The following is a 21,247-nucleotide window of genomic DNA, read 5'->3' on the forward strand; positions in this document are numbered from 1 at the left end:
CGCCCTCCCCCTTCCTCGGCCCATCCGGGCTGCCGACCGGACCGCCGACCACCCCGGCCGGCTTCCAGACCTACCGCGACCACCAGCTCGGCTACTCGGTCGCCGTACCGGCCGACTGGAAGATCTCATGGGACGCCGAACACGAGCAGCGCGATTTCGTCAGCGACGAAGGCGAGTCGATCTACGTCGGCTTCGTCGAAGGCGATCCGCTGGGAGAAGTCCTTAGCGTGGAGGAATCGATCAAAAACGACTCCAACTTGAGCCAGTACCGCAGCCTGCGGCTCTCACCCGTGGCCTACGGTCCCGCGGCGGTAGACCTGGAATACAGCCACTACGACAAGTCCACGAAGGCCTCGTACCACTGTCTGTTCCGCGCCTTCTCGCTCACCACCAAGTCGTACAGCGTGGACATGTGTACTCCTCTGGACGGCTGGAATCACGGCCGGGACGTCTTCGCTGCCTTCTACAAGACTTTTCGCCTCAACTGAGGCTGCCGCTGTCGGGCTGGATCTTATGGGAACCGAGGGTGCGAGGGGGTCCAGAGCCAGGCGTCGGCGGCGAAATCCTTGACTTCCGCGCGGACGGGGCGGAAGTCCGCGGGGTCCGCGCCGGGATAGCCGGGCCGCAGGGCGAATTCGTGGATCCGGTCGGAAACGAGGACGACGAGGTCTGCTCCAGGATCCTGTTTCAGCGCTTCTCGCAACGGCATGCTGTCCACGAGCCGGGCGAATTCCTCGACCGTCGGCCCGGTGAACCCCAGGCTGCCCACGCCCACGGGCCCGAAGCCGACCGCCATCCGGAGCCGCAGACGGTCGGTGTGACGCCGGTTGTCGGCGGACAGTCGCTCCGCCGCCGATCTGCTGCCGCCTCATCTCCCGCAATGTCTCCCGCACAAGATCAGGGAGCTCTTGCGGGATTCGGAAGAACAGCGGCAGCAGAAACTGTATCGCCATGGCCATTTCCCGCTGCTTCTCGTGATCGTCGGCGGCTCCGGCGGACCGCGCCCAGTACACGAGGCCGATCGAATGGAGAACGGCCAGATCCACACCGGACGGGCCCACGATGAAGTCGAGCAGTCCCCGGATCTCCGTCAGCGTTCGGGGATCGCGGACCGCGGCGACGTCCGCGGCGTCGCCGAAGAGCGTGAGGCGGTGGTGCAGGGCGCGGAGCAAATGATCACGGAGCAAATGATCACGCTGCGAATGATCAAGCATCGTCCTTCATCCCGGCTCGACCGGCATCCCGATGATCGACATCGCCCGTTCGGCCGGGCACGTCCCAAGGCGGGGAGCACCACGGTACGCGGGCGGCGGGAGCGCTGCGCCGTACCGCTGGCAGCCCCGGCCGCCTCGTCGGTCACAACCGTCCAGGACGGGGTAAAGCGCCAGTTCAGTCCCGGGAGTGGCCTCGAACGGACGCGCCGGGACGGGCAGTTTGGAACTTTCCAAGACCATCAGGGGTGAGCGCGATCAATTGGCTGGCCGGAATCGGTCTCTCTGGGCAAATACCCGGCACCTTGCCTATTGGCCTTACCATGCTATCCCTCCGATAGTTAGCATGTCGTTCGGGGGGCACCGAGCAGAGAGGTATCTGCATGGGGTGGCACGCGGGTCGGCAGGGCCTCGCAGTGCTGCTATTTTCCGCGATTCTCACGTTATGGAGCACGTCGGCCCACGCCGATCCGGCGGCCGACGCCCGCACCGTATATTGCGTCCGGCCTGAGAATCACAAGCCGCTGGTCGACGCCGCGGTGGCCCTGGGCCTCGCCCGGAAGGGCGGGAGCGACGGCGCGCTGGTCCCCTCCTCCGGCGCCGAGGTCACCGTCGAGCAGTGGAAGGGCACGGGCGCCTTCCAGCAGGCGTGCGCCGCGCTCGTGGCCGCCCGCAAGCTGCCGCGGACGAGCCCGTCCAAGCCCTGGTGGGAGACGCTGTGGGACAAGGCGGGCGGGATCCTCGCCGTCGTCGTCGGCGCGCTGCTCACGCTCTGGGCCACGCTCGTGACCGGCCGCAAGACCGTCGTCCACCAGATGTCGAGCGGGATGTTCACCGCCGCGAGCGACTACTACCACGCCTGCCGGGACTGCCTGGACGCGTGGGAGGAGAACCGCGACGCCGACGTGGCGCAGGAGGCCATGGCCTCCCGGTCCAAGAAGCTTCAGGCCGTGCTCCAGCAGAACCGCAGGCGGCATCCGGGGTGGAGCCTTCTCGGCGCCGCCGGGGCGGACGTCCGGAAGCTGGACGAGCAGATCGCGAAGCGCCGGAACACCGAGATCCAGGAGTCCAGGGACGCGCTGGACGGCATCTACGACCGGCTGCTCACCCTCTCCAACGCGCTGGAGCACCCCTGGCGCAACTGGCGGCGGGTGCGTGCGCCGTGACCGGCCCGGCGATGACCGTCAACCCGTTCGCCCTGCCTGAGGACCCGGAGCGCGAGACCCCTCCCCTCAACTGCCGCTCCAAGCACTCCAGCAGCCCGGAGTGCTACGTCGACGTCGGCGACGCCTTCCAGAACTTCGCCAGCTTCGAGAAGCGTCTTGAGCGGCTGGGCCGGCTCCAGGAGACCGGGCTGTTCGTCCCGGTGGGCGGCCCGTCCGGGAGCGGCAAGACGTCCTTGATCAACCGATGTGCCGCCCGCGCGCTGGACCTGTTGAAGGAGCAGGGGATCAGCGCCGAGCCCATCAACCTCACCGGGGAGGGCCGGAACACCCGCCTGACGGTCGAGCAGCGGACCGGCCGGGTGGGCGGGAAGCTCGTGCGCGAGCTCCAGCAGCGTTCGTCGGTCTTCGTGAAGACCAAGTACACCGAGCCTCTCACCGAGCCCGACACCCTCCCCGACCTCCAGGCGTGGATGTCGGCCGCTCATCAGGCGATGAACGAGAACAGCGTGGCGGTCGTGCGGACGCCGAGCACGGAGCTGCTGGACGAGATCGCCATCTACTGGTCCGGCGTCTACCCGCGGATGCTCGTCTTCACGGAGTCCCCCGGGGAGGGTGTCGACAAGTCCTTCGACGGCACCAGCTGGGAGCAGACGGACACGGCGGAGTGGCTCTACTTGGAGGGACGTTTTATTGAAAATGGAGAAGTTTTGACCTTCATCAAGAAGAGACTAGACATTCCAGGCAAAGGCACCACTTTTCCTGATCTGGACCTTGACTCGTTCGACGGATTCTTCGGAGGTGGGAACTTGGCGACCGTTGGCGCTGCCCAATCACTGCTGTATCGCGTTTACCAACATGGATTGCAGGAGGGATGGCGGGCTGCGACCATGGTGACGGCGGGCCATCTTGGTGAGTTCATCCGCGAGGCCGAAGGATCGACGGGGTGACTGTCATGAACGCCTCCCAAGGGAGACGAGTGCCGCCACTCGACGACAACCCCTTCCCGCTGGGCTCGGCGGATATCAAGGATCTTTCGGGAAGCGTCGTCAACGTGACGACGCCGCCCGTCGCCGACGCGACGGCGCTGCTGCGCCGCTACCTGCGGGAGAGCTCCGAAGGCGAGGACCGCCCCGGCGTCGTCCTCGCGGTCTCCGGAGAGCCCGGGGCGGGCAAGACCCATCTGGCCGGTCAGCTTCTGCGCCAGGTCAGGGAGCTTCGTGACAGCAACTATGAGTACACCTACATCGAGGCTCCCACCGGCACCCTTTTCACCCTCTACGAGAAGCTGCTCGCCGATGTGGACCAGACCGGCCTGAGACAGCGCGTCCGGGCGTACTACGCCGGCATCGTCGCCGACTCGCTGGAGAACACCGGTTTTCCCTCCGACGTCACCCAGCGCCTGCGGACCACCAAGATCGATCCCGAGCGTTTCGTCGAGCAGTTCGGGCTGGCCCAGAGCACCTATCTCACGAAGCTGCGGGCGCGGCTGACCGAGATCACGGGGCGCGGCGAGCTCGCCGAGGCGCTCACCCTGCTGATGACGCGGCGCGAGCTCGGCGACCGGATCTGGCGCTGGCTGAACGGGAGCCCCCCGGACCAGCTGCTCCAGGACCACGGCGTGAAGACGTCGATCACGTCCGAGTCGGACGCGCTGTCGATGATGGGGGCGCTGATCCGGTTCGACGCGGAGCGCGTCCAGCGTCTCGTCCTGGTCCTGGACGACCTTGAGAAGACGCTGCCGACGGCCGCGACGCCCGAGCCGGAGACGCTCCTGGCACTGCGGGACCTCCTCGCCCAGGCCGTCAAGGCCGGGGTCTTCCTGGTCCTGTGCGGCTCCCCCGAGTTCTTCGACTCCCTGGCCCGCGGCGACGGCCCGCCGATCGTCCAGTCCATCGAGATGGACCGCCTGACGGTCGAAGAGGTCACCGAGTACATCACCCGCTGCATGGCGAACACGCGTCATGGGCCGGGGCTGAGACCGTTCTCCGACGAGACCGTCCGCCACATCGTCTCCATCGCCGACGGCAATCCGCGGCGCGTCATCATCCTGTGCCGCAAGTGCTACGAACTGGCCGGCGACAGCGGCGCGATATCGCCCGAGACGGTCGAGGAGGCCGCCCAGAGCACCCAGACCGTGGGGCAGGGCCAGTCGGCGGTGCGCAAGCGGATCGGGGCCGAGCTGGCCCGGCAGGCTTACCCGTTCCACACCAACCATCCGGTCGGCGGGCCCGACGGCCCGCGCGTCCCCTTCTGGATCCCGGTCGCCGACACCGGGTGCGCGATCTTCGTCACCGGCTCGCTGATCAGCGCGGAGGCCGCCGAACGGCCCATAGCGGACGCGGTCGCCGTGCAGGACTGGGTACCGGACTGCCGGACGCTGGTCGTGGTCAACGGCTTCCTGTCCGACGACGCCCGGAAGGCCCTGACCGAGCGCGTCTCGCTCCCGCCGCTGATCTACACGCCCACGCGGTTCAGCCGCGACTTCGAGTCCGCGATCCTGCGTCTCGTCGACCAGACAGAGGTGGGAGAACGCCGCCAGTTCGAGGCCATCCGGGCCAACCTGAAGCGGATGGCGACCGCGCAGTCCAACAGCCAGCACTTCCTGGAGATGCTGGCCTTCCAGGTCGAGTCGATGCGGACGGCGAGCGAGGAGCAGTACGCGGCGCTCGCCAAGGACCTGCGGCGCGCGGAGCGGCTGGAGGAGGCGGAGCCGCTGCCGCGCGAGGTGGAGCGGCTGTTCAGCAGCGTGCTGGCGAGCCTGCGGACGCTGACCGGCGTGGACACCGCGCTCGGCGAGGCGTTCGGGATCAGCGCCCCCGGCTCCGAGGTGCCCGGCAGCGCGATGGCGCTGGTGCTGAGGCTGCAGAGCGGCGAGGTCATGCGCGCTCTCGGCGCCGCGATGCTCGCGGAGTCCATCATCGTCGCCTTCCAGACCGCCGTGGGCGACTGGCAGCGCAGGCGGGGCGATCCTGACGGGTCATCGCCGCCGCGCCAGGACCGCGATGCCCTCGACGACCTCTGCGGCAACTACGCGACCCTGATGCAGAACGTCCCCATCCACCGGCTGAGCGAGCTCGCCGACTCCGCGTCAGGTGTCATGGCCGGACGACCGGCGGACATCGCGGCCGAACGGGCGGGCGGGGCGCCGGTCGACCTGTTCACCGAGCTGACAGACCTGGGGTTCCGGGTACGGCGGGCGGTCATCCCGGATGCCGACGACACCTGACCAGTGCGACGCGAGGAGCGCGTTGGACGCCAGATAGAGAGCGTTGATCACCAGTACCGCCGGGGCGACCACCGCCACCGTGCCCGCGAACGCGGGTTCGAGCAGCAGCGCCAGCGTGATCGCCGTGATCCCGTTCTGCTGCGCCAGGGCCAGCAGCACCTTGTCCGGACCGGTCTGGGCCCGGGTGAGCGGGAGGCTGACCACGGCGTGCGCGGCGAACGCGGACAGGCCGAGCGCGAGCCCCGCCCAGACGTCCACGCCGAGCGCGAGGACCACCCCGAGCAGCAGCGTGGCCATCAGGAACGCGCCGTCGACCGCCTGGTCGAGCGCCCGCCGCACCGACCATCGGCCGGCCGGGAGCTCCGGGCGGACGGTCAGCCCGGCCAGCGCCACCGCCAGCATCCAGAACTGCCAGACGGCGACCGCGAAGACCACCGCGAGCAGGGCCGCCGAGACCCAGAACGCGGGCCAGGGCCGCAGCCGGTTCCTGACGAACAGGTCGAGGCCGATCGCCACCGCCGCGAGCGCCAGGTTGCCGGCGAGGTCCACCGTGAAGGCCGACAGGCCGAGGTCCAGCCCTCCCCCGCCGGTGTGCCGCACCGAGACCGCGAGGGCCGCGGTGTAGATGGTCAGCAGCGTGGTGACCGGGTCGTCGAAGGACGCCCAGGCGAGCAATAAGCTCCGGGCCCGGGGCGACAGGCGGGACGAGCGTCCGAGCGCCGCCACGGACAGCGGGTCGATCTGCGCCACCGCGATGCCGAGGACGAGGAAGTCCGGGTCGCGGAACAGCGCCATCATCACGGCGGTGATCAGCGCCGCCTTCAGCACGACCCCGACGGTGACGGCCAGGACCACCGTGCGCACGTCGCCGCGGATCTCTCCGGCCTCGATGGACCGGGTGCTCGCGTACAGCCCGATCGCCAGCAGGGCCGCCACGACCGGCCCGTAGAACGCGCCTCCCAGTACCTCGTCGGCCCGACCGGAAAGGGCGCCGGTCGCACAGCCGAAAAGCACTGCCCCGAGCATGAGAGCGAACCGTCTGCTCATAGCGGCTCTCTCCCTCTCGGGAAACAGGGAAGCCCTTCACCGAACTTAAAGAAGGTACGTCATTGATCATGAATTAGACAATGAGTAACACAGTGACATTACTCGCGTACCAAGAGGTACGCACTAATTCGATTCCGGGTTCACCCGCGCGTTCGCACCCGCGTTCCGGCCGCCGCCGTCCGCGTCCCCGGCGAGGGCGGTGGCGAGTTCTCCCATCGTGTCGTCGGCCTGGCTCACCGACTCCTGGACGATCGTGACGCCGATCAGGTAGTCGGCCGGGCCGAGCCGGTAGTAGTACACCGCGCCCTGCTCCACGTCGAGGACGATGCGCAGCACGCGTCCCCGCACCGCGTCCCGGGCGGCGCGGGCGAGCTGGCGCGCGTACTCGGCGAATCCGCCGCTCAGCCGCCGGTAGTACAGCCGGACCTCCTCCGCCGTGATGTTCGGCGACCGTCCGTAGGCGACCCGGGGATCGGCGAGCAGGTCGGCCTCCGCGACCATCCCGCCGCGGCGGAACCGGGCCAGGTAGCTCAGGGACCTCGGGTGCAAAGCGGCCGCCAGCCGGTCCCCGACCGCCGCGTCCGGGCCCTGCCGGTGCAGCCTGGGCAGGTCGCCCGGCGGCGGGTGCCACTGATCCTCGGTGTGCCAGCCGCCGGGGTTGAGGGTACCCAGGCCGAGTTGCTTGCGCAGCTTGTCGCTGAGCGAGCAGGTGTACTGGTCGGCCTTCCGGATCTTGCCGATCCTCGGCAGCGGCGGGCCGCCCGCGACCGCCTCCCCGCAGGTGAACTTGATGCCGAGCACGTAGTTCGACGGGACGATCGCCACGGTGTACATCGCGGCGCCCTGGGCGTGGACCACCATGCGGATCAGCCGGCCGGTCCTGGCGTCGTCCAGCCGCGCGTCGAGCGCCCCCATCGTGAACGCCATCTGCTCGCCCGCGGCCTGGTACAGCGGCTGCCGGGACTCGGAGTGGCAGGCGGGGTCCTGGTCCTGCTCAGGACCGTCCAGCACGCCGAGCGCGAACTCGTAGACGCCGTCGTTGTGCTTGGCCAGGTGGTCCGGCGCGCCCGCGGAGAACACCTGGTCCTGGAACGCTTCGATCTCGTGGTCGGCGGTGTCCAGGGTCGGCGGCCACTGCCACTGCTCCCTGATGCCGGTTCGGGACCCGGGTCCCGGCTGATCTCGCATGCTGTTCTCCTGTTCTCCAACCCCCGTCAGACACAGGGCACGTCCACATAGAGCACCGGCCTGCGCCGAGGCCGCCCGCGGGCGAGCGCGGTCCGGCTGCACCTCGCCGCCTCCTCCGCGACCTTGAGGTACGGATGCTCCTCCCCCAGATACTCAAGTGCGTTCTCGACGGCGTCCTCGTCCAGTTCGAGCGCGCCGTCGACATCGCCGGAGGCGGTCAGGGCGCGGGAGAGCTGGAGCCCCGCCGCCAGCGTCCACGGGTGCCCCGGCCCGAGCAGGTCGACCAGCGCGTCGTACGCCCGCTGCGCGTGCGCCACCGCCTCCTCGGTCCGCTCGTCCCCCAGCAGGAACCCGCTGAGCCCGATCAGGCAGAGCTGGACGAACGGATGCCCGTCCCCGTAACGGCGCTGGAATCCTTCGCGGCAGGCGGTGGCGAGCCGGACCGCCTTGCGCGGACGGTCCCCCAGACCGGCCTCGATCGCGAGGCTGAAGCCCGCGGAGAGGGTGTACGGGTGGTCCGGCCCCAGCAGCTCGGCCGCCTTCGTCTGGACGCCGCGGAGGCCGGTCCGCTGGCCGGCGCCTCCCGTCCCCTGCCCGGGACGCCGCGCCGGCTCCCCGGGATGGTCCCGCCAGAGGATGCCCTGGACGTGATCGAGATGGAGGACGGCCAGGGGGTCGGGAGTGGGCATGAGGCGGGCGCGCTCGCGCTGGTCCGCCAGCAGCAACCCGGCCCTGCCGGGCTCACCGAGCACGACGAGGTACTCGGCCACCCGCTGTGCCACGCGGATGGTCAGCCAGTCGTCCAGACCCAGTCTCCTCTCCTGGATCTCCAGCGCCTCGCTCGCGATGTCCAGCGCCGCCTGGTGCCCGCCGTTCAGGTGGGTGGCCTCAGCGAGGTTGAGGGCGGCGAGCACCGTGTCGCGGTGGCCGTCCCCGAACCGGCTCCGGGTGCGCTCGTAGATGCCCTGCATCTGGCCGAGCGACTGGCTGAACTGCCCCAGCCTGCGGCGGTCGGCGGCCTGTCCGCGCCGGGCCGCCAGGATGGCGTGCTCGCCGACGCCCGCCAGGGACTCGTCCGCGGCCGCCTCGGTGAGGATCCCGATGGCCCGGTCCCCGGCGGCGAGCGCCCTGGTGGCCTCGCCGAGGTCCCGCAGGTAGTTGGCGAGCTGCGCCCAGAGGCGGCCGGTGAGATGGTCGCCCGGCCACACGGCCAGCACGCTCTCGATCACGGCCACCGAGTCCTCAAGCCGCCCGCGGTCGCCCGAGACGTAGCCGAAGCGCGCCTGCTCGACGATCCAGTGCCGGACGGCCGGGTCCGTCTCCTGCCCCGCCTCCAGCCGCGGCAGGTGCCGGCGCAGTTCGCCGAACAGCTCGTCGTGCTGCTGGATCGGCCCGTCGACCTGCGCCGGGACGGTCCGGGCGAGGGCCAGCATCACCGCGCGCCGCCGCCGCTCCCGCGTTTCGGCGGGCAGTCCCTCCTGGACCAGCTCCTGGATCCTGCGGTGGATGCGCAGCAGCCGCCCGCCGGCCAGCACCTCGGCCATCCCGTACCGGGCGCACAACCAGAGCACCTGGTCCAGCACCATCCCATCGGCGGCCAGCGGGCGGAGCGCCTCGGGCCCGGCGCTCCCGGCGAGGGCCTCGCGGAACGGCTCCGACGCCAGGATCCGGTGCCCCACCCCCTCCGGCGCCAGCCAGGAGCACAGCTCCACCACCCGGGCCGCGAGCGGCGCGAGCGGCTGGACGTCCATCTCGGCCAGGGAGACCGCCAGGCAGGCGGCGACCACGTCGCCGTCGTCGTCGTCCAGCCGCTGGGCGACCTTGGCCTGGTACTCGGCCGACGCCCAGTCCGCCAGGTCGGCGACCTCCCGGTCGCGGCCGCGCAGCCGGAGCGTCGTCTCGCGCAGCCAGGCCCCGGCCAGCGTGAGGGCCAGCGGCTCGCCCTCCAGCATCGCCACGATCGCCTCGGCCTGCTCCGCGGTCAGGCTCGGCACCTGCGCGCGCAGCATCGACACGCCCACGCCGGTGGGCAGCGCCTCCAGGGCGGTCGAGCTGGGCGCGACCGTCCGGCTGGTGACGATGACATGGCCGGCCCCCTCCGCCGGGAGCAGCCCGTCCAGCTCGGACAGGTCCTCGACGTCGTCGTAGACCAGCAGCCAGCGGCTCTGCTCCGCGAGCGCGGCGAGGACCGCCGCGACGGCGTCGCCCTTCGGGGGGACCCGCAGCCGGCGCGACAGCTCCGCCAGGCCGAGCCGGGTCAGCTCGGGCGTGCGCGCCGAGATCCACCACACGGTGTCGTAGTCGGCGCCGAACAGCCGCACGTACTCCTGGGCCAGGGTCGTCTTCCCGATGCCCGCCGGCCCGCTCAGCACGTAGGGCGTCGGGTCCTGGAGCCGGGCCGTCAGCCGGTCGCGCATCTCCCGCAGCCGGTCCCGCCGCCCAGCGAAGACCCGATGGGGGAAGAGCATGACGTTGGTGCGGCACCTGGGCGGCCGCATGAGCGGGTGGCGCGGGACGAGCGGCCGCGGCGACGGCGAGGGCGCCGGACCGGCCGTCCGGTCCAGGAGGTCGAGCCTGGCCTTGAGGTCGCGCTCCAGCGCCGTGACCCGCCGCGGGTCTCCGGGATCCAGGCTCAGGACGCGGGGCTGGCCGGCCACCCGCTCCTCCGGCGTGCCCGGCAGGCGGCACACCAGGTCGAGATGCTCCGGGAGCTCCTCCGGGGGCAGGGTGCGGAACAGGTTCTCCGAGGCCATCACGACGGTGACGCGGTCATCGGCCGGGGTTCCCGTCGCGCCGCCCGGACCGGCCGCGGCCCAGGCGTCCGGGTCCTCCGCGTCGACCAGCACGGCCTTGGCCCCGCCGCTCTCCACGCAGGCTCCGGCCCAGTCGGCCCAGAGCCGGTCCTGCCAGGCGTGCACGATGGCGATCTCGCGGGGCGAGCCGGTGTCGGCCAGGCCGAGCGCGGCGCGGTAGTTCTGGCGCGCGTCGGCCGACAGCGCGGGAGGGGCGGTGACCTCGCCGCCCGTCACCAGCTCGGCCAGCCGCACGTAGGCGCGGACCTCGGGCGTCTCGGGCCCGTCGGCCAGGACCGCCAGCACGTGCCGCTCGGCCCGGTCCCGGTCGTAGGGCACCCTCAGCGGCCCGGCTCCGCCCTCGACGCCGAGGATCGCCTGCTCGTCGTCGGCTCCGCCGGGGGCGCCCAGCGCGTCGGAGATCACCGGGACGCGGCCGACGGCCGGGCCGCCGCCGTGTTCCCCGGGTGGCATCCCCGAGATGACCGGCAGGACGGTGATGTCCGTCAGCGCCTCGTCGTCGATCTTGCGGATGAGGTGGGCGGCGGCGCGTTTCCCGGCGACGGACGCCTCGGACAGCACGACGGTCCGGTCGCTGGTCCGGGCGATCACCTCCTGCAGCCCGGCGGCCGGCGCCGTGGGGGTGTCGACCAGCACGTAGCGGTATCCGGATCCGTCCACGGCGCGCCGGACGAGGTCGACGACGACGTCGATCGGCTCTTCCCACGGCAGTTCGGGCAACTGCCCGGTGCGGCCGTCGGAGACCGGGGTGGCCACGTCGATCGGCCCCGAATCGCCGGGCGGCTGGAAACGGTCGAATCGCCAGCCGCGCGGACGCCGGGGGGTGAGCTGCTCGAAAAGGGACTCCAGCACGCGCGAATCGGGCGGCGCGCCCGCGCCGAAACGCTCGAAATAGTCGGCCGCGGCGGGCCCGTCCTTGCTCCAGTCGACAATGAGGACGCCCAGCCGCCGGCCCGCGATAATCAGCGCGGTATTGGCGACGGCGGCCGTGCGGCCCAGCCTTCGGGACGCCGCCGCGAAGACGATGGAGGTCGTTCCCGCAGGTCCGCTCACAAGGCCGCCTCCGTCCCCGTCCGCCGCCGCCCCCGGCGGGCCTCCGGCGCCCGGCACTCATTGGTGAAACCCGCGAAGGACGGCCCGCCCTCGCGGCGTTCCCTGCGGACCCGCGCCAGCGCGCCCTCCAGCACCGACGCCCCGGATAACGTCACCGAGAGATCATCGTCGAACAACTCCACCAGCGCTCCGCGCCTCGGTTCGTCCATGGTGCACCGCCCGCGTCCAGACCGGCTTCCATCGTAGACATCGCGCGGTTATCGGGAACATCATCGATGCCGGTCGCCCACGCATTAGTGTCATGCGACACGGTTGCCCCTCGACATCGACCCTAGACTGCCATTCATGATCGCCAATGGCGCCGACCGATATCGGCCGGGCTGGGCGCCCACCCCATTTCGGCAGTACATTCTGAAGGTGCACGGCCGGTGCAATCTGCGGTGCCGGTACTGCTACCTGTACACGATGGCCGACCAGCGGTGGCGGGCGCGGCCGCCGGCGATGCCCGCGGCGGTCGCCGAGCGGGCGGCCGCCCGGATCGGCGAGCACGTCCGCGCGCACGGACTCGACGAGATCACGGTGGTCCTGCACGGCGGGGAACCCCTGCTGGCCGGCCTCGACGGCCTGGCGCGGACGGTGCGGACGGTGCGGGCCGAGGTCGCGGACGCGGCCCACGTGGACTTCTCCGTCCAGACCAACGGAACGCTTCTCGACCGGGACTTCCTGACGCTGTTCGACCGGCTCGGCGTCCGGGTCGGGGTGAGCCTGGACGGCACGGCGGCGACGCACGACCGGTTCCGGCCGCACGGCCGCAGAGGCAGCCACGCGCTCGTGACGCGGGGGCTGGCGGAACTGACGGCCCCCAGGTTCCGCCACCTGTTCTCCGGGCTGCTCTGCGTGGTCGACGTGGACAGCGACCCGCTGGAGACCTACGCGGCACTGCTCGCGCACCGGCCGCCGACGGTGGACCTGCTGCTCCCGCACGCGACGTGGTCCGCCCCGCCGGCGGCACCGCCGGAGCGGTACGCCGACTGGCTGATCGGTGTCTTCGACGCCTGGTTCGGCGCCCCGGCCCCGCCGACCCGGATCCGGCTGTTCGAGGAGATCGTCAACGTGCTGCTGGGCGGCGGCTCGGCGGTCGAGGGGATCGGCACCACCCCCACCGGCATGATCGTGGTGGAGACCGACGGCGGGATCGAGCAGTCCGACACGCTGAGCGTCGCGTTCGAGGGCGCCGCCGACCTCGGCCTGGACGTCGAGCACCACGACTTCGACGCGGCGCTGCGCCATCCCCGGACCGTGGTGCGGCAACTCGGCGCCGCCGGGATCCCGACGCCGTGCCGGCCGTGCCGCTGGGCCGGGGCGTGCGGCGGCGGCATGTACGCCCACCGCTACCGCGCCGGGGCCGGTTTCGATCACCGGTCCGTCTACTGCACGGCGCTGGACCGCCTGTTCGAGCACGTGCACGGCGCTCTCACCGCCGGCCTGACCGCCCGGCGGCGCGAGCGCGAGAAGCAGCACACCGCCGAAGCACGGCACTGACCCCGAGCCTGCCCGCGCCCTCCCCGAGCCGGTTCACCGCAGGCGCCGCGCTCTCAGGACGGTGTCGTGCCTGTGGTTCGTGCCGGGGGGCGCGGGGACGGTTCGCGGACGGGACTCGTTGATCAGGACGGCCCAGTCCTGGTCGAGGAGCCCGGCGATGTCGTCGGGCTGGTAGTAGTCGCCGGGGTCGAAGCCGTGCTCCCGGCCCGGGGGCAGGTCGGCGAAGTCGTGGCTGCCGACGAGCAGGGTGCCGCCGGGGGCGACGGCGTCCAGCAGGCCGCGCAGCGCGGCGTGGCCCGGCCGGCGCGGGAGCGGGAAGTACTGGACGGTCACCAGGTCGAACGCGCTGGCCGGGGGCGGTGTGACGGTCAGGTCGGCTCGCGCCCATGCCACGCGGTCCGGGACGTCCGCGGCCGCGGCGGCGGCGCGCCGCAGCGCGGTCTGGGAGATGTCGACCGCGGTGACCTGCCAGCCGCGCCGGGCCAGCCAGAGGGCGTCGGCGCCTTCACCGCATCCGACGTCGAGCGCCTGCCCCGGCGGCAGGCCGGTGGCCTCGGTGACGAGCACCCCGTTGGGCGCGCCGCTGAAGAGCCGGTCGCGGCCGCGGTACCTCTCGTCCCAGAACTGAGCGTCCATGGTCCTCTCCTTGCTGGTGGGCGGCGGGTGTCCCCGCGATGAGCCGGCGTCGGCCGCTCCTCCGCCAACCCTGGCCCCGCCCATCAGGAACTGGCAAAGTTCTTTGCGAAAAGCGCAAAGCTGGGCACAGTGGACGTATGAGCGAGGAGTTCGACACCGTCCTGGCCGCGGTCGGACCGCGGCTGCGCGAGCTGCGACGCCGCCGCGGAGCCACCCTTACCGCCCTCTCGGAGACCACCGGCATCCCCGTCAGCACCCTGTCCCGGCTGGAGTCCGGGCACCGCAAGCCGGGCCTGGAGCTGCTGCTCCCCCTGGCCAGGGCCTATCAGATGCCGTTGGACGAACTGATCGGCGCCCCGGCGGCCGCCGATCCCCGGGTCCGTCCTCAGCCCTTCACCCGCAACGGCATGACCGTCATCCCGCTGACCCGCAAGCCCGGCGGGCTCCAGGCGTTCAAGCAGATCCTCCCCGCCGGACCGGCCGACCGCGAACCCGAGCCCCGCTCACACGAGGGGTACCACTGGCTGTACGTCCTCAACGGGCGGCTGCGCCTCGTGCTCGGCGACAAGGATTTCGTCCTCGCCGCCGGCGAGGTCGCCGAGTTCGACACCCACCTCCCGCACTGGTTCGGCAACGCCGACGGGCGGGCGGTGGAGTTTTTGAGCATCCTCGGCCCCCAGGGCGAACGCGTCCACATCAAGGCCAGCTACCGGCCCGCCTGAGCGGCCGCACGCCTTACCCGGGCGGGAAGTCGTAGTCCCAGTCGACCTCCCAGACCAGGACGGAGCCGTCTGGCGTGCCCGAGACGGCGTGGTGGCCGTCGAGTGTCATCGCCACGGACGCGACGTAGGTGGTCTTGACCTGATGCAGGAGGCGGCCCCGGACGAGGTCCCACCACCGCAGCGTCGCGTCCTCGCCTCCCGACAGGGCGTGGCGCCCGTCCTCGGTGACCGCGACGTTGTTGATCTGCGCGGTGTGGCCGGTGAGCGTGTGCAGGTGCTCGCCGGTGGACGGATCCCACACGTGGACGTCGCCGCCGGCGGTCCCCGAGACGGCGATGCGGCCGTCCGGTGTCACCGCGACCGCGCCCGCCTCGCCCTTGGGGTCGGTGAAGGTGGTCAGGCAGCGGCCCTCGTCCAGATCCCACCAGCGCAGGACGCCCCCGGCGGCGGACAGCCCGCGGCCGCCGTCCGGGGTGACGGCCACCGAGCCGATCGAGCCGCTGTCGGTGAGGGAGTGCAGGCACCTGCCGCCCGCCAGGTCCCACCAGCGCAGGACGCCGTCGGCCCCTCCCGACAGGGCCCGCCGCCCGTTGCCGGTCAGCGCGACGGCGAAGAGCGGCTCGTCGGTGGGCATGGTCAGGGTGGCGCGGCACCGGCCCGTGCTCAGGTCCCACCAGCGCAGAGTCCGGTCGGTGCTGACCGACACCGCGCGGCGCGCGTCGGGAGTGATCGCCAGGGAGAAGACGAAGCCGTCGTGGCCCGGGAGGTTGCGCAGGCGGTCGCCGGTGGTCAGGTCCCACCACTGCACGGCGGCGTCCATGCTCGTGGACAGGGCGTAGCGGGCGTTGGGCGTGATCGCCACGGCCTTCGTGAGCTGGCTGGGCGCGGAGAGGCGCCGGGTCTGGCGGGCGCCCAGCGCGGTGGTGCGCCGGCCGCCCCGGCCGGCCTGGCGCCACAGCTTCGCGAGCGCGGCGTTGTTCTCGAAACCGGGGATGGTCCGCGCCCGGCGCAGCTCGTCGAGAGCGGCCCGGTGGTCGCCGTCGTCGAGCAGGGACCGCGCCCTGTCCACGCCGTTCTGGAAGCTCTCCGCCTGTGTTCCGAGATCGGCCGGGGACTGCGGGCGGCTGTAGGTCCAGGGCGCCGGGCTGCCGGAGGCGAGGTCCCACCGGCGGACGGTGTTGTCGCGGCCGCTGGACAGCGCCGTGCGCTCGTGCGCGGCGATGGCCAGCGAGCCGACCGCGTCGTCGTGGCCGGAGAAGGTGCGCAGGCAGCGGCCGGTGGTGAGATCCCACCAGGTGACGGCGCCGTCGCTGTCGCCGGCCAGCACCTGCCTGCCGTCTGGGCTGATGGTCACCGAGCGGATCGTGGGGTGGGCGACTTCGATGAACTTGTGGGGATAGGTAAAGGTGGAGCGGCAGCGGCCGTCGGCCAGACCCCAGAACCTGATGGTGCCGTCGCTGCCGCCGGAGAGGAACCCGTCCTCCTCGGGGGTGAGGACGATCGCGTGGACGGCCTCGGTGTGGCCGGCGATCGTGCTGACGCTCCCGCCGGTGTCCAGGTCCCATTCGCAGACGGTGCCGTCCTCGCCGGCCGACAGGGCCCGCCGCGCGTCGCGCGTCACGGCCACCGCGTTGATCGCGCCGCGGTGGCCGGTCATGGTGTGCAGGCAGCGCCCGGTCGTGGCGTCCCACCAGCGGAGGGTGCCCGACCGGTCGCCGGACAGGACGTGGCGTCCGTCCTGCGACGGGGCCACAGTGGTGATGGGGACGTCGCCATCGGCGGTGAGGGTCCGCAGGCAGCGTCCGGCGTGGAGGTCCCAGACGCGCACGGTGCCGTCCAGGGCGCCTGAGAATGCCTGGCGCTCGTCGGAGGCCAGGGCCACCGAGGTCACGCCGCCGGTGTGGCCGGTGAGGGTCTGCAGGCAGTGTCCGGCGGCCAGGTTCCACATGCGAACGGTGCGGTCGTCGCCGCCCGAGACGGCATTGCGCCCGTCCGCGGAGAAGGCGAGCGGGCAGGTCGTGCCGTCGTGCCCGTCGAGGCGCAGCGGCGGGCGCTCCTCCGCTTCCTGGGCCGCCGCGGCGTCCCGGGCGGCCGTGACCTCCGGATCGTCCGGCGTCGCCTGGTCGAGGAGCTCGACGGCGGCCGGGATGTCACCGCGCTCCAGATGCACCACGCCCATCAGGTACGCCGTCCGGCCGAGCCGCGCGTCCGAGTCCGGGAGCGAGAACCGGAACCGCTCCAGGTGGTCGAGCAGCTGGAGGTCGGTGATCCGGCCGGACCGCCATTGCGCGAGCCGCCGGTTGAAGGTGGCGCCCATGTGCCGCGGGTCGGCGTCCAGCGCCTGCCGCCAGGCCTCGTCGGCCTGGTCGGTCCGGCCCAGGTCCATCAGGGAGAGCGCCTTGTTGTTCAGCCCGTCGGCCAGGGCGCTGACCGAGCCGGACGCCTCGCGCGGGTAGTGCGCCCCGACATGGGTCCGGTACACCGAGATCAGGCGGTCGGCCAGCGCCCCCAGGCCCGCAGGACGGGCGGACGGGTCGGCCGCGAAGCACTCGCGCAGCAGCTCGGCGACGTCGGCGGGCATGGCCGTCCGGCCCGGGGCGGGGCCCTCGGCGAGGTACTGGTCCAGCGCCTCGGCGGCGGCCGGGCCCGCCATCCAGGTCACCTCCCCGGTGAACATCTCCAGGACGGACACCGCCCACGACCACACGTCGCCGGCCCTGCCCACACGCTGACCTTCGGCCTGTTCCGGCGAGGCGTAGGCGGGCGTCATGCCGCGGTGGGTGGCCAGGATCGACTCCGCGCGGACGGCCGTGCCCGCGCGCGCCTGGCCCCGGGCCAGCCCGAAGTCGGTGATCTTGACATGCCCGTCGGGGGTGCGCAGCGCGTTGGCGGGCTTGACGTCCTGGTGCACCACCCCGGCCTCGTGGGCGGCGTCCAGCCCCCAGGCCATCTGGATCGCCGCGTCGAGGATCCCGGCGAGGTCCGCGAGCCGTCCGGCGCGCAGCGCCTCGGCCACGGTGCCGCCCGGGACGTACTCGGCGAAGATCCGCGGCGCCCCGCCCAGCACCCGCACGTAGTGGCAGACGCACAGGTGCGGATGCGGCGGCAGGTTCACCCACACCTCGGCCTCGTCGACGAACGCCGTGATCCCGGACTCCCACAGCGCCGGTCGGGGGCTCTTCACCGCGAGGTCCTGGTTCCAGCCGCTGTGCCGCACCCGGTGGACGACGCCCATGCCGCCCGCGCCGAGTTCCTCGCCGATCCGGTACGTCCCGAGCACCACCTCGCCCGTCCGCCAGACGATCCCGTCGTCCGGTGCCGCGGACTTCGAGCGGCGGCCGCGGAACCTGGAGAGCAGGCCGTCCCCACGCGTCATCGCTCCTCCTCGAATGTGAAGTCCCAGTCGACGGCCCAGAGCACGATGGCGCCGTCGCTGCCGCCCGACAGGGCGTGGCGGGCGCCGGGCGTGAGGGCCACCGAGCAGATCTCGTCGGCGTCGTGCGTGAGGATCCGCCGGCAGCGGCCCGACTCCAGCTCCCACCATCGGAGCGTGCCATCGCGGCTCGCGCTGAGGGCATGGCTCGCGTCCGAGGTGACCGCCAGCGAGGTCACCGCGCCGACGTGGCCGTAGAGCTCGCCGAGCGTCCGCTCCCCGGCCCACCACGTCACGGCGCCACCGTCGTCGCCCGAGAAGGAGTACCGGCAGGACGGGGTCATCGACACCGCCTGGATCTGGGACGGCTGGGAGCGGAACGTCTCCTTGCACTCACCGGTCTTGAGGTCCCAGAAACGGGACGTCCTGTCCCAGCTCCCGGACACGGCATGGCACCCGTCCGGGTTGATCGCGACCGACGTCACCGCGTCCTCGTGATCGGTGAGCTCCAGCAGGCACTCCCCGGTCGCGAGGTCCCACCAGCGCAGCGTGCCGTCGAAGCTCCCCGACAGCGCACGGTCGCCGTCCCGCGTCAGGGCGACCGAGGTCACCGAGCCGCCGTGGCCGGACAGGACCCGCAGGCACTCGCCGGTCGCGAGATCCCACCAGCGCAGCGCGTCATCGTCGCCGCCGGAGACCGCGCGGTCGCCCGCCGCCGCGATCGACACCGAGGTCACCGCGTCCTCATGGCCTTCGAGCACCCGCAGGCACTCCCCGGTGTCGAGGTCCCACCAGCGCAGCGCGTCGTCCCAGCCGCCGGACACGGCATGGCCCGCCCTGGCCGACACCGCCACCGAGGTCAGACCGGACGGAGCGGCCATCGTGCGGATCGGCCTGAAGTCGAGGAACGCGCCGCGCTCGCCGAGGCTCCCCGCCGTCCGCCACAGATGCAGGACGTCGGGACGGCGCGCGTGGCCCGGGACGGCCCGCGCCCGGTTCATCACGTCCACGGCGGCGGCGTTGTCCCGGTCGGCCAGCAGCTTCCGCGCCTCGTCCATCCGGGCGCCGACCTCCCGCGCCCGCTCGGCGAGGCCCACCGCGCCGACGGGACGGCTGTGGCTCCACGGTGCCCGGACGTTCTCCGCGATGTTCCACAAGCGCAGCACGCCGCCGGTCGTCCCGGAGACGACGCGGCGGCCGTCCGGTGTCATGGCCACCACGAGGCCCAGGATGTCGTGCTCAAGCGTCCGCAGGCAGCGTCCGGTCTCCAGGTCCCACCAGCGCGCCGTGCGGTCGAACCCGAAGGTCGCCGCGTACCGGCCCTCGGGCGTCACGGCCGCGCCGCAGGACGCGTCGGTATGGCCCTTGAGCTCGCGCAGGCACTCGCCGGTGGTCAGGTCCCACCAGCGCACCTTTTTGTCCTTGCCCACGGACAGCGCGCGCCGTCCGTCCGGCGTCATCGCCGCCGCGTAGACGAGGTCGTCGTGGGCGTTGAGGACGCCCAGGCGCTTCCCGCCGCGCAGGTCCCACAGCTGGAGCGCGCCGTCCCCGCCGGCCGACAGCGCGAGCCCGCGATCGGGCGTCACCGCGACGGAGTACACCGTCTCCTTGTGATCGGCGACGGCCAGGCACCGGCCGTCGCGCAGGTCCCACAGCCGCACCGTGCCGTCCCCGCCGCCGCCCGACATGGCGTACCGTCCGTCCGGCGTCAGCGCGACGGACAGGACCGCGTCCTTGTGGCCGGTGAGGGTGTGCAGGCAACGGCCCTTGCGCAGGTCCCACCAGCGGATGGTGCCGTCCTCGGCACCTGACAGGGCGTGGCGTCCATCGGGCGTCACGGCCACGGAACGCACCTGCTCAGTGTGACCGGTGAGGGCGCGCACGCACTCGCCGGTGGTCAGATCCCACCAGCGCAGCACCCCGTCGGCGGAGCCCGACAGGGCATGGCGCCCGTCCGGGGTCACCGCCGCGGCCGACAACCACCCGGCCGGCGGATCGGGAGCCAGCCGCAGATCGTTCACCTCACCGGTCCGGACGCCGGCGATCTCGGGATCGCCGGGCGCGAGGCGCGCGGCCTCCGCCAGCGCCTCGCGGGCGGACGTGGGATCGCCGCGTTCCAGATGCAGCAGCGCCAGCAGGTACGCGCCGCGCGCGGCCGCGTCGTCGATCCCCGCGTTGGCCTGCCGCACCGCCTCCATCCGGCGGACGACCTCGTCGTCGGCCATGCGGGCGGCGCGCCAGGCCCGCACGCCCGCGTTGAACGTCGCGTCCGGGTGGCGCGGGTCGTCCTGCAACGCGCGCTCCCAGCACGCCTCGGCCCGCTCCTCCTCGCCCAGCGCGAGCAGGGAAAGCGCCTTGTTGTTCCACTCGTCCGCGGTGAGCGCGACCGGAACCGGGGCCTGCCGCGGGTACGACCCGCCGAACTCCCGCTCGTACATCGCGGTCAGGCTCTCCGTGATCGCCGCCATGTCCGGATGCTGTGTGACCAGACCAAGGATCGACGGCACCAGGTGGCCTGCCCCGGCCCGCTCGCACATCTCGGCAACGGTGGCGGCCCACGACCGGACGTCGTCCGCGTCGTCCCCCTGGGCCGGTCCGAAGCCGGTGAGCTTCGCCGTGCCGTCCCCGGCGAGCACCACGTTGTCCGCCCGTACATCACCATGTACGAGCCCGGCCTCATGCAGCGCCGTCAGCCCCCAGGCCAGCTGGATCGCCACATCGAGCGCGGACCGGCCTTCCAGCTCCGCCTCGCCGAGGCCGCCGCCCGGCGCGTGCTCGGCGAAGATCCGCGGTCGTCCGGCGACCTCGCGGACGAAACAGCAGCCGAGCAGATGCGGATGCGGCGGCACCTCCAGCCAGACGCGCGCCTCGTCCAGCAGCCCCGCCGCGTCCGCCGGCGGGCTCTTCACGGAGAACTCCTGCCGCCACCCGGCGTGGACCACGCGATGCCAGACGCCGGTCGCATCGGCCCCGATCTGGTCCCCGACTTCGAGGACCTGCGCCAGAACGGCCCCCGGCCGCCAGGCGCCAGGTTCCGCCTCCGGCCTGGTCATCTCGTTCTCCGGACCGGGCCCGTCCGCCTCCGGCCCGGCCTCGACCGCCCCCGGCCTGGCCTCCTGTGTCTCCGGCCCGGCCTCGTCCCTCGATCCGCGCCTCAGCCGGGAGAACCACCGGTCCCGAGTCACTCGGCCCTCCTGTGGATGCGCCGTTCCGTCACGGGGGCAACTCTGTCACCCGTCTCCGGGAGGGGTCCCCCCTTTCCAATGATCA

At 72.4% G+C, this 21,247-nt stretch carries 14 protein-coding genes; 7 read left to right on the forward strand and 7 right to left on the reverse strand.

The genetic code is table 11. From position 1 onward, the window contains the following. Positions 1-488, forward strand: a 488-nt coding sequence (locus E1298_RS48420; protein WP_165975678.1) for a hypothetical protein, incomplete at its 5' end; no start/stop codon positions are given. Positions 489-511: 23 nt separating this feature from the next. Here E1298_RS48420 and E1298_RS26895 read toward each other — a convergent pair. Further along, complete coding sequence (locus E1298_RS26895; protein ID WP_131898034.1) at positions 512-796, reverse strand: hypothetical protein; 285 nt, start codon at positions 794-796, stop codon at positions 512-514. Positions 797-908: 112 nt separating this feature from the next. Here E1298_RS26895 and E1298_RS26900 point away from each other — a divergent pair, with 112 nt between their 5' ends. The 4 genes from E1298_RS26900 (at position 909) to E1298_RS26915 (ending at position 5,603) form a co-directional block, all read left to right on the forward strand. After that, entirely contained in the window at positions 909-1,463 is a 555-nt protein-coding gene (locus E1298_RS26900; protein ID WP_131898036.1) for a hypothetical protein, read from the forward strand. A gap of 131 nt (positions 1,464-1,594) precedes the next feature. After that, entirely contained in the window at positions 1,595-2,377 is a 783-nt protein-coding gene (locus tag E1298_RS26905) for a hypothetical protein (protein WP_131898038.1), read from the forward strand. Next, entirely contained in the window at positions 2,374-3,324 is a 951-nt protein-coding gene (locus E1298_RS26910) for a hypothetical protein (protein WP_131898040.1), read from the forward strand. The genes E1298_RS26905 and E1298_RS26910 overlap by 4 nt, the downstream gene beginning before the upstream one ends. 29 nt (positions 3,325-3,353) lie before the next feature. Continuing rightward, a complete protein-coding gene (locus E1298_RS26915; protein ID WP_131898042.1) occupies positions 3,354-5,603 on the forward strand; it encodes a hypothetical protein in 2,250 nt (749 codons plus the stop codon). Between the two features lie 1,170 nt (positions 5,604-6,773). Here E1298_RS26915 and E1298_RS26920 read toward each other — a convergent pair. The 3 genes from E1298_RS26920 to E1298_RS26930 are packed head-to-tail and all read right to left on the reverse strand — an operon-like array spanning position 6,774 to position 11,913. Then, on the reverse strand, positions 6,774-7,838 hold the full coding sequence (locus tag E1298_RS26920; protein WP_131898044.1) for a hypothetical protein: 1,065 nt from the start codon (positions 7,836-7,838) through the stop codon (positions 6,774-6,776). A gap of 26 nt (positions 7,839-7,864) precedes the next feature. After that, on the reverse strand, positions 7,865-11,704 hold the full coding sequence (fxsT, locus tag E1298_RS26925; RefSeq protein ID WP_131898046.1) for an FxSxx-COOH system tetratricopeptide repeat protein: 3,840 nt from the start codon (positions 11,702-11,704) through the stop codon (positions 7,865-7,867). Then, positions 11,701-11,913, reverse strand: a complete 213-nt coding sequence (locus E1298_RS26930; RefSeq protein WP_131898048.1) for a hypothetical protein — start codon at positions 11,911-11,913, stop codon at positions 11,701-11,703. Before E1298_RS26930 ends, fxsT begins: the two co-directional genes overlap by 4 nt. A 136-nt stretch (positions 11,914-12,049) precedes the next feature. On the opposite strand from E1298_RS26930, the gene E1298_RS26935 reads away from it, so the two are divergent. Then, the gene (locus E1298_RS26935) at positions 12,050-13,246 is read left to right on the forward strand and encodes an FxsB family cyclophane-forming radical SAM/SPASM peptide maturase (RefSeq protein WP_131898050.1); all 1,197 of its coding nucleotides are present in this window, start codon (positions 12,050-12,052) and stop codon (positions 13,244-13,246) included. A 33-nt stretch (positions 13,247-13,279) separates the two neighbouring features. Here E1298_RS26935 and E1298_RS26940 read toward each other — a convergent pair whose 3' ends face one another. Then, positions 13,280-13,882 carry a class I SAM-dependent methyltransferase gene (locus E1298_RS26940; protein WP_131898052.1) on the reverse strand — a complete coding sequence of 201 codons (603 nt, stop codon included), beginning with the start codon at positions 13,880-13,882 and terminating at the stop codon, positions 13,280-13,282. A 137-nt stretch (positions 13,883-14,019) separates the two neighbouring features. On the opposite strand from E1298_RS26940, the gene E1298_RS26945 reads away from it, so the two are divergent. After that, complete coding sequence (locus E1298_RS26945; RefSeq protein WP_131898054.1) at positions 14,020-14,604, forward strand: XRE family transcriptional regulator; 585 nt, start codon at positions 14,020-14,022, stop codon at positions 14,602-14,604. 13 nt (positions 14,605-14,617) lie between these two features. On the opposite strand, the gene E1298_RS26950 is transcribed toward E1298_RS26945, so the two are convergent. After that, on the reverse strand, positions 14,618-17,980 hold the full coding sequence (locus E1298_RS26950; RefSeq protein WP_131898056.1) for a protein kinase domain-containing protein: 3,363 nt from the start codon (positions 17,978-17,980) through the stop codon (positions 14,618-14,620). After that, positions 17,977-21,162, reverse strand: coding sequence for a protein kinase (locus tag E1298_RS26955; protein WP_131898058.1), 3,186 nt, complete (start codon positions 21,160-21,162; stop codon positions 17,977-17,979). Before E1298_RS26955 ends, E1298_RS26950 begins: the two co-directional genes overlap by 4 nt. Positions 21,163-21,247: the final 85 nt, after the last annotated feature.

The sequence above is a fragment of the Actinomadura rubrisoli genome, assembly GCF_004349215.1.
GTDB lineage: Bacteria > Actinomycetota > Actinomycetes > Streptosporangiales > Streptosporangiaceae > Spirillospora > Spirillospora rubrisoli.